General features: G+C 65.1%; 9 protein-coding genes. 4 read left to right on the top strand and 5 right to left on the bottom strand.

Going from position 1 to position 12,525, the window contains the following annotated elements:
- Positions 1-45: 45 nt before the first annotated feature.
- Positions 46-957: a DMT family transporter gene (locus D6B98_RS32255; RefSeq protein WP_126261102.1), complete on the bottom strand. Its 912-nt coding sequence runs from the start codon at positions 955-957 to the stop codon at positions 46-48.
- 112 nt (positions 958-1,069) lie between these two features.
- Between D6B98_RS32255 and D6B98_RS32250 the strand changes: the two genes are divergently transcribed.
- Complete coding sequence (locus tag D6B98_RS32250; protein WP_164719016.1) at positions 1,070-1,933, top strand: LysR family transcriptional regulator; 864 nt, start codon at positions 1,070-1,072, stop codon at positions 1,931-1,933.
- A gap of 21 nt (positions 1,934-1,954) precedes the next feature.
- Here the strand turns inward: D6B98_RS32250 and D6B98_RS32245 are convergent, their stop codons facing one another.
- Positions 1,955-2,188 (bottom strand): hypothetical protein, encoded by a 234-nt coding sequence (locus D6B98_RS32245; protein WP_126261051.1) that lies wholly within the window; start codon positions 2,186-2,188, stop codon positions 1,955-1,957.
- Between the two features lie 185 nt (positions 2,189-2,373).
- Here D6B98_RS32245 and D6B98_RS32240 point away from each other — a divergent pair, with 185 nt between their 5' ends.
- Positions 2,374-4,899, top strand: coding sequence for a glycogen/starch/alpha-glucan phosphorylase (locus D6B98_RS32240; protein ID WP_126261050.1), 2,526 nt, complete (start codon positions 2,374-2,376; stop codon positions 4,897-4,899).
- Positions 4,900-5,125: 226 nt separating this feature from the next.
- Complete coding sequence (locus tag D6B98_RS32235) at positions 5,126-5,941, top strand: acyl-CoA thioesterase (protein WP_126261049.1); 816 nt, start codon at positions 5,126-5,128, stop codon at positions 5,939-5,941.
- 221 nt (positions 5,942-6,162) lie between these two features.
- Here the strand turns inward: D6B98_RS32235 and D6B98_RS32230 are convergent, their stop codons facing one another.
- From D6B98_RS32230 to D6B98_RS32220, 3 genes are all read right to left on the bottom strand, one after another.
- A complete protein-coding gene (locus D6B98_RS32230) occupies positions 6,163-7,779 on the bottom strand; it encodes a phosphoenolpyruvate carboxykinase (RefSeq protein WP_126261048.1) in 1,617 nt (538 codons plus the stop codon).
- 282 nt (positions 7,780-8,061) lie between these two features.
- A complete protein-coding gene (locus D6B98_RS32225) occupies positions 8,062-10,653 on the bottom strand; it encodes a CHAT domain-containing tetratricopeptide repeat protein (RefSeq protein WP_126261047.1) in 2,592 nt (863 codons plus the stop codon).
- 63 nt (positions 10,654-10,716) lie between these two features.
- Positions 10,717-11,466, bottom strand: coding sequence for a HugZ family pyridoxamine 5'-phosphate oxidase (locus tag D6B98_RS32220; protein WP_126261046.1), 750 nt, complete (start codon positions 11,464-11,466; stop codon positions 10,717-10,719).
- A 242-nt stretch (positions 11,467-11,708) separates the two neighbouring features.
- On the opposite strand from D6B98_RS32220, the gene D6B98_RS32215 reads away from it, so the two are divergent.
- A complete protein-coding gene (locus tag D6B98_RS32215) occupies positions 11,709-12,410 on the top strand; it encodes a response regulator transcription factor (protein ID WP_008542552.1) in 702 nt (233 codons plus the stop codon).
- The last annotated feature ends 115 nt before the right edge of the window (positions 12,411-12,525 follow it).

Raw genomic sequence — 12,525 nt, 5'->3', positions numbered from 1 at the left:
GCCCGGGACAAGCCCGGGCATGACGAAGAGACGTAAGCGCCCTGCTCACGAGGCCGCCTTCGCCGGCCGCGTCACCAGATAGATCCCGAGTGCGACAGGAATAATGCCGAGCAGATCGCGCGCCTCGACGTGCTCGCCGAGAGCGAGATACGCGAACAGCATGCCGAGCGGCGGCATCAGGAAATGATAGGCGCTGGCGGCGGTGGCGCCGCACACTTTCAGGAGATGGAACCAGAGCCAGTAGGCGAGGATCGAGCCGCCGAGCACGAGGAAGGCAAAGGCGCCGATCAGGCTCGGTGTGACGTCGATCGCGTGAATGTCGGCGAAGATCAGCGCGACCGGCGTCAGCGCGATGCCGGCGGCGAGGTTCTGCACGCCATTGCCGATCCACAACGACCCTTTCGGCGCGAGCAGCTTGAACAGGATGGTGCCGGCGACGAGCGAGGCGAGCGAAGCCAGCGTGAACAGGATGCCGTGCAGCGAGTCCGTGCCGACCGAGAGACGATGCCACACGATCGCCGTCACGCCGATGACGCCGAGCAGCAAGCCGCCGGCCTTGCGCCAGGTCATGCCCTCGCCGAGCAGCAGCGCGGCGAGCGCCGCGGTGAATACCGGATTGGCTGAGACGATCAGGCCGCCGAGGCCGGCGGAGACCGATTGCAGGCCGGTGTAGCCGAGGCCGAGATAGAGCGCGTTGTTGGCGATGCCGAGCACGGCGAAGATCGCGGCATCGCGCCAGGAGAGCGACCAGGCCTCGCCGCGGATCAGCGTTGCGCCCAGAATCAAAATGCCGGCGAGCGAGAAGCGCGCGGCGAGCAGGATCAGCGGCGGGCAATGGGTGACCCCGATCTTGCCGGCGACGAAGGCGTAGCTCCAGAGCAGGCAGAACAGGCCGATGGCGAGCGGCAGCGTGTTGAAGCGGGTGCTTGGGGCCGAAATCGAGGGGGCGAGCGACATGAGGGGCATTCTCGGATCTTTTTTCTTCTGGCCCTCGATCTAGGGACGTCGCTTGTCATTTGGAAATTAAATGATTAACTTGCGATCAGTTGTTTTCCAAATGGAGGCGGCGATGCTCGACCTCGAGCTGCTGCGCAGCTTCGTCTCGGTGGTCGAGGCCGGCGGCTTCACCCGCGCCGGTGCACGCGTCCATCGCACACAGTCGACCGTGAGCCAGCAGATCAAGCGGCTGGAGGACGATATCGGCCAGGTGCTGCTGCATCGCGACGGCAAGTGCGTGCGGCCGACCGAGGCCGGCGAGCGGCTGCTCTCCTATGCGCGCCGGCTGCTCTCGCTGGCCGAGGAGGCGCGCGACGTGTTGCGCCAGCCGGATGGCGAAGGCGCGGTCCGGCTCGGCATCCCCGAGGATTTCGCGGCGTACCGGCTGGCCAAGCTATTGGGCGCGTTCGCGCGCTCGCATCCCGGCCTGCGGCTCGACGTGCGGGCCGACCAGAGCAAGCATCTGGCGCGCGATCTCGAGCGCGGCGAGCTCGACCTTGCGCTCTACAAGCGCGAGGCCGGCGCGAACGGCGCGATCGCGGTGTGGCCGGAGCGGGTGCACTGGGTCACCAGCAAGAGCCATCCGATCGACGTCGACGTTCCCTCGGTGCCGTTGATCGGCTTTCCGCTCGGCTGCATCTACCGCGCCGGGGCGATCCATGCGCTGGAAAGCGCGGGCCGCGCCTGGCACACCGCCTATACCTCGTCGAGCCTCGCCGGCATCCAGGCCGCGGTCGCCGCCGGCATGGGGCTGAGCATCCTGTCGGAGATGTCGATCCAGCCCGACCACCGCGTGCTGACAGCGAAGGAAGGTTTTGCGCCGATCAACAAGACCGAGGTCGCATTGATGGCTGCGCCCGATGCGAGCCCGGCCACGCTGCGGCTTGCGGATCGTCTCGCCGAATTTTGCGATGCGGTGCAGGCGAAGGCGGCTTGAGCCCGCTGGAGGTCAGGGCGCTCATTTCGCCGCAGATATCAGTTTGTCGCCGCACGCATTCGCGTAGAACTTGCCGCCGCATTGGCGCTTGATCGCAGCGCAGCGAGCTGCGGGCGGCGCCTTTTGCGGGACCGTGAAGCCGCAGCTGAGGCCATCGGCGCTGCGGCCGGATGTGCCGGCGGCAAACGCCGCGCTGGAGGCGCTGATGCAGACGACGAGCAGGGCTGCAGCGACGATTTCAATCAACAGTCTCATGATCGCCTCCTCTCCACACTGATGGCTGAATTCTTTCGTAATCTAGCACTAAATCCCGGTTTCTCCGTGCTGGCCCGGGTTCCCAAGCCGGCCCGTTCCTTGCATAAATTAGCGCCACGCACCGCACGGCCACAGTTCCAGTGCAAGGGCACGACGCGTAGATTGGTAAGAGTTCGACCTAGGAAATGACGGCTTTGCAGGATTCATCGTTCCAGACCAGTTTTCCGGCCCCGGGGCAGCCCATCGACGAACTCGCGCTGGCTGAGATCAAGGGCGCGATCCTGGCGAAGCTGCGGCTTGCCATCGGCAAGGATGCCGGCATGGCGACCAAGCACGACTGGTACCAGGCCGCGGCGCTGGCGCTGCGCGACCGCATCGTGCATCGCTGGCTCACCGCGGAGAAGCACAGCTACGACGCCGGCCGCAAGCGCGTCTATTATCTCTCGCTCGAATTTTTGATCGGCCGCCTGTTCAGCGACGCGCTCAACAACATGGGCCTGCTCAAGATCTTCGAGGTCGCGCTCGGCGATCTCGGCGTCTCGCTGCCGGAGCTGCGCAAATGCGAGCCGGACGCCGCGCTCGGCAATGGCGGCCTCGGCCGTCTCGCCGCCTGCTTCATGGAGAGCATGGCAACGCTGTCGATCCCCGCGATCGGCTACGGCATCCGCTACGATTACGGCCTGTTCCGCCAGATCATCAATCAGGGCTGGCAGCAGGAATATCCGGACGAATGGCTGAGCTTCGGCAACCCCTGGGAATTGCAGCGGCCCGAGGTGATCTACGACATCAATTTCGGCGGCGGCGTCGAGCATGTCGACGACAGGGGCCGCGACCGCGCGATCTGGCATCCCGCCGAGACGGTGCAGGCGATCGCCTATGACACGCCGATCGTCGGCTGGCGCGGCCAGCACGTCAACGCGCTGCGGCTGTGGTCGGCGCGCTCGCCCGATCCGCTCAAGCTGGATGCCTTCAACAAGGGCGATTATGTCAGCGCCAGCGCCGAGCAGTCGCGCGCGGAGGCGATCTGCAAGTTCCTCTATCCGAACGACGAGAGCCCGGCGGGCCGCGAGCTGCGGCTGCGCCAGGAATATTTCTTCGTCTCGGCCTCGCTGCAGGATCTGGTGAAGCGGCATCTCGCCTCCGACGGCCAGCTGCGCAGCCTCGCGAGCAAGGTCGCGGTGCAGCTCAACGACACCCATCCGAGCCTTGCCGTCACCGAGCTGATGCGGATCCTCGTCGATCTGCACAATTTCCGCTGGGACGAGGCCTGGAAGATCACGGTCGCCACCCTCTCCTACACCAACCACACGCTGCTGCCCGAGGCGCTGGAGACCTGGCCGGTCGAGCTGTTCGAGCGGCTGCTGCCGCGGCACCTCGAGATCATCTACCGCATCAACGTGCAGCACCTGGCGCTCGCCGAGGCGCGCTGCCCCGGCGACATCGACTTCCGCGCCTCGGTCTCCCTGATCGACGAGAAGAGCGGGCGCCGCGTGCGCATGGGTCAGCTCGCCTTCGTCGGCTCGCACCGCATCAACGGTGTCTCGGGGATGCATTCCGACCTGATGCGCGAGACCGTGTTCCACGACCTCAACCATCTCTATCCGGGCCGCATCACCAACAAGACCAACGGCATCACCTTCCGCCGCTGGCTGATGCTGGCGAACCCGAAGCTGACCGATCTGTTGCGCGAGACCTGCGGCGAGGCCGTGCTCGACGATCCCTCGCAGCTCTCGCTGATCGAGGCCCGTGCCAGCGACGTCGAATTCCAGAAGAAATTCCGCAGCGTCAAGCACCACAACAAGACGGCCCTGGCGCGCCTGATCGGCGAGCGGCTCGGCATCAAGGTCGATCCGAGCGCGCTGTTCGACGTGCAGATCAAGCGCATCCACGAATACAAGCGCCAGCTGCTCAACGTCATCGAGACGGTCGCGCTGTACCAGGCGATCAAGGACGATCCCAACGGCAATTGGGTGCCGCGGGTGAAGATCTTCGCCGGCAAGGCGGCGGCGAGCTACCGCTACGCCAAGCTGATCATCAAGCTGATCAACGACGTCGCCGAAATCGTCAACAACGACCCCGCGATCGCCGGCAAGCTCAAGGTCGTGTTCCTGCCCGACTACAATGTCAGCCTCGCCGAGGTGATTATCCCCGCCGCGGACCTCTCCGAGCAGATCTCGACGGCGGGCATGGAAGCATCCGGCACCGGCAACATGAAGCTGGCGCTCAACGGCGCCATCACCATCGGCACGCTCGACGGCGCCAATATCGAAATCCGCGACCATGTCGGCGCGGAGAACATCGCGATCTTCGGCATGGAGGCCGGCGACGTGATGATCCGCCGCAAGCAGGGGCTCGACGCCTCCGACGTGATCCGCAGTTCGCCGAAGCTGCAGCGCGCCATCAACGCGATTGGCGCCGGCGAGTTCTCGCCCGGCGATCCCGGCCGCTTCGAATCCATCGCCCACGCGCTGCGCTATCTCGACCATTACATGGTCAGCGCCGATTTCGACTCCTATTTCGAAGCGCAACGCGCGGTCGATGCGCGCTGGCAGGTGGCGCCGGCCTGGACCCGCGCCTCGATCCTCAACGTCGCGCGCATGGCCTGGTTCTCCTCGGACCGCACCATCCGCGAATATGCCGAGGAGATCTGGAACGTGCCGGTGAATCCGACCACGCCGCTGCTGCCGAATTTGCGCGACGCCGCGGGCTGATTTTCCGCGGCGTGGAAGCGGCGTTACCTGCGAGGTTATTGCATCCTTCGCGCGGGATGATGATATGACTATCATCATCCCCACGGCGGCGTCTGCGATGCCGGCGCCGTCACCTCAAACGCCGTCATTGCGAGCGCAGCGAAGCAATCCAGAATCTTTCCGCGGAGGCAGCCTGGATTGCTTCGCTGCGCTCGCAATGACGATCGGAGAGGCACCGAGGACCACGATGCACGCCAAGCTCCCGCACCCGTTCGACGAAGCCACCCGCATCACCGCCGGTGACTCCAGCTGGCAGGGGCACACCAGCGACGATTACTGGGCCTTTGTCGGCCCATTCGGCGGCGCCACCGCCGCGACCATCTTGCGTGCGCTGATCGAGCATCCGCAACGCGCCGGCGATCCCTTGGCGCTCACCGTCAATTACTGCGCGCCGATCGCCAAGGGACCGTTTGACCTGGACGTGCGGCTGGTCAAGGCCAACCGCTCCAGCCAGCACTGGAGCGTCGAGCTCAGCCAGGGCGGCGGCGAGGTCGCAACGCTCGCCACCGCGGTGTTCGCCGAGCGCCGGCCGTCCTGGGAGCACCGGGTGGCGCAATATCCCGACGCAAAACCGTTCGAGGAGACCATGCCGTTTCCGAAGATCGCGGCGTCCTGGGCCAACCAGTACGATTTCCGCTTCGTCGAGGGCGAGATGCGGATCGGCCCGCAGCAGGCGGAGCCCGCCAACACCTATTCGAAGATCTGGATCAGCGACCGCACGCCGCGCAAGCTCGACATGCTGTCGCTGACGTCGATGTCGGACGCCTTCTTCGGCCGCATCTTCCATGCAAGGCGCGAGCTGGTGCCGTTCGGCACGGTGTCGCTGACGACCTATTTCCACACCGACAGCGAGGAGCTCGCGGCCGAAGACATCACCCGCGTGCTGGCGACGGCGGATTCCAAGATCATGCACAAGAGCTACGCCGACCAGAACGCCGAGCTGTGGTCGCCGAACGGCCGGCTGCTCGCGACCACGACGCAGATTGCGTATTTCAAGGCCTGAGGTGTCGTCCCCGCGAACGCGGGGACCCATAACCACAGGGAGAAGTTTGGCGAAGATTCGGAGTGATCATTCTTCGCCGGTACTTGCTCTGCACCCCCTCGATAGATCACGCGGTATGGGTCCCCGCGTTCGCGAGGACGACACCGGTTGTGTGGCCAGTGACGTGCCCACAAACAAAAAGGGCGGCCCTGCGGCCGCCCTTTTCGTTGAAGACAGAGCGATTACTCCGCCGCGAGCTTCACGTCCGGGGCTGCCGCACGCACGTCGGCGTCGACCTGGGCTTCGAACTTGGCGAAGTTCTTCTGGAACATGCCGACCAGCGCGCGGGCGGTCTTGTCGAAGTCGTCCTTGTCCTTCCAGGTGTTGACCGGGTTGAGGATTTCGCTGGGCACGCCGGGCAGCGCGGTCGGGACCGCGAAGCCGAAATACTTGTCGGTGCGGAATTCGACGTTGCGCAAGGAGCCGTCGAGCGCGGCGGTGAGCAGCGCGCGCGTCACCTTGATCGGCATGCGGCTGCCTGTGCCGTACTTGCCGCCGGTCCAGCCGGTGTTGACCAGCCAGCAATCGACGTTGTGCTGGGCGATGAGGTCGCGCAGCATGTTGCCGTAGACGGAGGGGTCGAGCGGCAGGAAGGGCGAACCGAAGCAGGTCGAGAATTCCGGTTGCGGCTCGTTGCCGAGACCGCGCTCGGTGCCCGCGACCTTGGCGGTGTAGCCGGACAGGAAGTGATACATCGCCTGCGCCGGCGACAGCTTGGCGATCGGCGGCAGCACGCCGAAGGCGTCGGCGGCTAGCATCACCACGTTCTTCGGCTGCGGCGCGCGGCCGGTGCGCGAGGCGTTCGGGATGAAGTCGAGCGGATAGGCCGAGCGCGTGTTCTCGGTCTTGGAGCCGTCGTCGAAATCAACGACGCGGGTGTCCTCGTTGAGCACGCAGTTCTCGAGCACCGCGCCGAAGCGGGTCGAGGCCGCGTAGATCTCGGGCTCGGCTTCCTTCGACAGCTTGATGCACTTGGCATAGCAGCCGCCCTCGAAATTGAAGACGCCGTTCGGCCCCCAGCCGTGCTCGTCGTCGCCGATCAGCGTGCGGTTGGGGTCGGCCGACAGCGTGGTCTTGCCGGTGCCCGACAGCCCGAAGAAGATCGCGGTGTCGCCCTTGGCGCCGACATTGGCCGAGCAGTGCATCGGCATCACGCCGCGCTCGGGCAGGTAATAGTTCAGCGTGGTGAAGACCGACTTCTTCATCTCGCCGGCATAATAAGACCCGCCGATCAGGACGATCTTGCGGGCGAAATCGATCGCGACCACGTTCTCCGAGCGCACGCCGTGGCGTTTGGGATCGGCGCGGAAGCTCGGCATGTCGATGATGGTGAGCTCCGGCACGAAGGTCGACAGCTCGATCGCCTCGGGGCGGATCAAGAGCGTACGGATGAACAGCGAGTGCCAGGCAAGCTCGGTGAAGACGCGCGTCTTGATCCGGTAGGCGGGGTCGGCACCGCCGTAGAGATCCTGCGCGAACAGCTTCTTGCCTTCGGCGTGCTTGAGGAAATCCTGATAGAGCGTCTCGAACTGCTCTGCGGTGATGGACTGGTTGCCGGCCCACCACATCTTCTTGTCGGTGGTGGCGTCGCGCACCGTGAACTTGTCCTTCGGGCTGCGCCCGGTGAACTCGCCGGTGTCGGCGCAGAGCGCGCCGTCAGCGGACAGCACCGCCTCGCCCGCAGCGAGCGAGTATTGATAGAGCTGCGGCGCACCGAGGTTCCAGTGAACCTGCTTGAGATTCTTTAAGCCGAACTTGTCGGCGCCGAAGGCACCGTTGCGCACGCCCGTCTCTTGCACGAAAAAATCCTCCTAGAACCCACGACATTCAGCGGACCAAGTTTGGCGCCGTCGCGGTCACCGTGATGAATGGGCCATTCGGCCTCGGCTGAACGACCTAATAATGATGAACGCTGGCGTTGCCAAGCTGATCCCGCAGGATTTGGTTTATTCAAGGACCGCGCCAAACGTCGCGCATGTCAGCTCTGAGCAGACGCATCGCGAAAATCGCCGATGATCGCGCAACCAAATGCGTGTTTGCGCGTTACGTCAGGTTATTGCGACGCACAATTGCCGCCTTACTTATTTCACCTCACCTTCGCCGATCAGAGCGAACGGCCCCCACATCGCAGGGTAGGCGTTGCGCGGCGAGGAGGTGTCGTCGACAAATGTTAACATCGCGCGGCGCAAGGCTTCGGCACGACCAATCTTTGGCTCGTTCTTGAGCAGCTCGAACGTCGAGATGGTCAGGCGGGTGGCCGCTTCCGAGTCCACGGCCCAATGCGAGACCAGGAGCGCGCGGGCCCCTGCGTAGAAGAACGAGCGCGCCAATCCCGACAATGCCTCGGCGCCGGGCTTGTCGCCGGCGATGGTGTTGCAGGCGGACAGCACCACCCAATCGGCGTTGAGCTTGAGCTGGGCTACTTCGCTCGCGGTGAGAAGACCATCGTCGAGCTCCGTCGGCTGGTCGGGGATGGAGAGCGCAAGCGAGGGCTCCCCCAATCCCTTGACGTCGCCGGCAACGAGGCCGTGGGTGGCAAAGTAGATGATGCCGTATTGAGCAAGCGCTGCACGCTTCAGCGTCGTTTCGCTGGCATCGCGTCCGAGATGGATGTCGGCAGCAGCCGCGCCGACGTCCCTCGCCACCGCGTTCAGCTCGTCGGCGGTATCGGGCAGTTGCGGCAGCGCCTGCGCCAGCCGCGCGCGATCGACGCCGGCGCCGCGCCAGAAATCGGTATAGGCGACGGTCGCGATGCTGCGCGCGGCGACCTTGCCGCTGGCTGCACGACGGTCGGCCGGTCCTTCGGCCGCGGGATTGAAGACGGGATCGCCGAAGCCGGTCATCGGCTTTGCACCCTGGTCCCTGCGAGCGAAGGCACGCAGCGATTTCAGGCTGATCACCGACGGCAACACGGAGACGGCCTGCCGCCGCAGCAGCCAGGCGGCGCTGCGATAGCCCTCGAGCCTGTCCGGAATCGCAGCCTGCGGTGGCTGCGTCACCAGCAGATGAAACGGCAAGGCCGTCAGCGCCGCCGACGGCACCACCAGCAAATTACGCTTGTCCTTCGTCAAGGCCTCGACCGGGCCGAGCAACGCCGAATAGAGCTCATGGGCCAGCCCGAGATCGAACAGGCCTGACTTGCCGGAGGCATCGCGCGCCTTGCCGACGTCCAGCCCCCTGCGGAAGGCGGCGACCTTCTGCGTCACCGCATCCGCGCCGAGCGGGATCTCTTTCCAGTCGACGCCCTCGCGCGTGATCGCGATGACATAGCTCTGCTTATCGACGACGGAATAGATCACCATCGCCTCGTCAGCCGACAGCAGCGGCTGAATGTCCTTCACCGCCAGCGGCAGCGGGTTGGAGAGCGAGGCGTAGTCGGGAAACTCGAGCGTGAGGGCCTTCTGCAATGTGCTGCGCTCGTTTCCGATCGCCGCGATCCTCGCGCGGCTGCGCTGCTCGACCGCGAGGTCGCGCTGAGCGGATGGCTTCGACACTGCCGCGACGATCGCCTTGTCGAGCGCTTCGGACTCGGCGGTGAGATCCTGATCCTTGCGCACGAGCTCGGCGAGCCGGTCGCTGCCGGCGGCCATCCGCACCGCGAGCTTGTTCACGGCAGCGGCGGCGGAGGATTGCGTGCCGCGCTGGATCGCCGCGAGCGCCTGGTCCAGCGCCTTGTCATCCCCTAGGAGACGCTGCTGCCGCGCGGCGAACAGGATGGGCAGCACGACACGCAGCTGCGCGCGATTGTTGGCGAGCGTCTTTTCCGCAAGCGGCAAGGCGTCGACTGTCCGCCCGGAGGCCTGGAGCAAATTGGCGAGATTGCTGGTCGAGGTCCCGACATCGGGATGGTCGGGCCCGAGCGCCCGCTCGCGGATCGACAGGGCGCGGCGATAGAGCGGCTCGGCCTCGGCATAGCGCTGCTGGTGCTCGTAGAGCCCGGCGAGATTGTTGAGTGAGCGCGCCACGTCGTGATGATCCGGTCCCAGCGCCTTCTCGCGGATCGCGAGCGAGCGCTTGATCGGCGCCTCGGCCTCCGCGTCGCGGTTGAGGTCGCGATCGACCTGACCGATGTTGTTCAGGACGGTGGCGACCGCAGGATGCTCGGGACCGCCGACCTTCTGGTAGATCGCCAGCGCCCGCCGAAACAGCGGCTCGGCCTCGGCATGACGCTGCTGCTTCACATAGTAAGTGGCGAGATTGTTGAGGGACTGGCCGATGTCGGGATGCTCGCGCGACAGCGCCTGCTCGCGAACGGTCAGCGCGCGCTTGAACAGCGGCTCGGCTTCCGTGAAGCGGCTCTGCCGCTGATAGAGCGCCGCCAGATTGTTCAGGATCGGCGCGATCTCGACGCTGCCCTGACCGGTCCCCTTCTCCATCAGCGCAATGGCGCGCTTGTAGAGCGGCTCAGCCTGATCGTCGTGGCCCTGGTCGGCTTCGATCTGCGCAAGATTGTTGAGCGCCGCGGCGAGGTCGCGGTTGTTGCTGGTCTTCTCGAGCGAGGCCACCATGGCCTGCGCCAGCGGCAGCGCCTCCGAATATTTGCCGGCGCTCCGGAGCGCATTGACGCGCGCGCTCTGCGATGACAGATCGCCCTTCTGGGCAAGGCCAGGCGAGGCAGACGACGTGACGATCGCGAGCCCCAAGCCCGCAGCCAATGCCCAACGACGTGTCATGAACCCTCTCGCTGCCAGCCCCAGGACCTCACCGTCTTGGGTCGCAGCGATGGATAGCGGCGTTCAAATCTTTGCGTTCTGGTCCATCTTCGTGCGCGCTTCGCCAGCGAGGCGCACCAGCATCTTGCGCAGCGAGGTGCCGTCGGTCACCCGCTCCGGGAAGTCCAGTCGCAGCACGGTCTGGCCGTCCTGCATGTCGAGGCCTTCCGGATCGCAGCCGGTGCAGCGCCAGTCACCCGCGCCGGCACCCAGGAGCTTCGTCGCATAGAGGCCCATGGTCTCCCGATGGTCGGCGTTCATATGCGCGACAGCGCCCTCCTCCGCCGCCAGCAGGTCGTCGGCCCCGGTGAGATCCGTGAGGAACTGCGTGGGCTTGAGGTCGACGATCCGGCCGAAACCGGCGACCAGATGGGTTCCCGTGGGACGGATCCGGAAGAATGAGAAATCCTTAAAGGAAACAAAGCCTTCCGCCGACGGATGGGCATTGAGATACCGCCGCTGGAGCAGGTCCTTCTCGGCCTCGGCCTGCTCCGCCCGGCCCGACAGCATGATCCGGGCGCCCTCCAGCGGATCGCCTTCCGCCCGCTCGTCCAGCATCAGCGAGACCCGGCTGTCGGCAAGGATGTTCCTTGTATGCACGGCAAGGCCCGAGATCAGCAGAATCGGCGAGCCGTCGGGATGGCTGGCCAGATTGACCAGGGAACAATAGGGGTCGCCGCTGCCGGCCATGAGCGTTGCCAGCGCCCCCTGGCGCGATCGCCGCAGCAGGGATTTGGCGAGCTTTGCGGGGTCGAAATCAGGGGACAGTCGCATCGGCTTTCTCGGCTTAGGTGGTTGCAAGGGAGGCCTTTTTTCGGGTAAACGGGGGCTTGGTTATGGGTCGACATGCGGCGAATCTGCCGTGTTTCGTGGAACTTGGTCACACTTCAGCCCAGCTTGCATTGCTCGGTGACAAGGTTCGACTGCCGACTTCGGCACCCATGTATGCGGCGCATCACTGGATTGCTCGCCGTTTTCAAGCCACGACCCAAACGGAAAGCAGAAAGCAGAGGCTCATGCCCACAATCGCTTTGGTCGACGACGACCGCAACATTCTCACATCCGTCTCGATCGCGCTGGAAGCCGAAGGCTATCGCATCATGACCTACACCGACGGCGCCTCCGCGCTGGACGGTTTCCGCACCACCCAGCCCGATCTCGCCATCCTCGACATCAAGATGCCGCGCATGGACGGCATGGAGACGCTGCGCCGCCTGCGGCAGAAATCCGACCTGCCGGTGATCTTCCTGACCTCCAAGGACGAGGAGATCGACGAGCTGTTCGGCCTCAAGATGGGCGCCGACGATTTCATCCGCAAGCCGTTTTCACAGCGCCTTTTGGTCGAGCGCGTCAAGGCGGTGCTGCGCCGCTCGGCGCCGAAGGACCCGACCGTCGCGCCGAAGGAGAACGACGCCAAGGCGCTCGATCGTGGCCTCCTGCGCATGGATCCGGAACGGCATACCTGCACCTGGAAGAACGAGCCGGTGACGTTGACCGTCACCGAATTCCTGATCCTGCAGGCGCTGGCGACCCGGCCCGGCGTGGTGAAGAGCCGCAACGCGCTGATGGACGCCGCTTATGACGACCAGGTCTATGTCGACGACCGCACCATCGACAGCCACATCAAGCGGCTGCGCAAGAAGTTCAAGGTGGTCGACAACGAGTTCGAGATGATCGAGACGCTGTACGGCGTCGGCTATCGTTTCAAGGAAGCCTGAGGCGGCAGGCAACTTCACGAACGGACTAAGAGCATCGCCGGTTCTGATTCCATCGGGACCGGGATTGCTCCAAAGCGCGATGAGATCATCGTGCCTTGGTTTGTTTCTTGAGCAT

This window comes from Bradyrhizobium sp. LVM 105 (genome assembly GCF_003957705.1).
Lineage (GTDB): Bacteria > Pseudomonadota > Alphaproteobacteria > Rhizobiales > Xanthobacteraceae > Bradyrhizobium > Bradyrhizobium frederickii.
The sequence above is the reverse complement of the archived record's forward strand: the minus strand, read 5'-3'. Positions and strand labels throughout refer to the sequence as shown.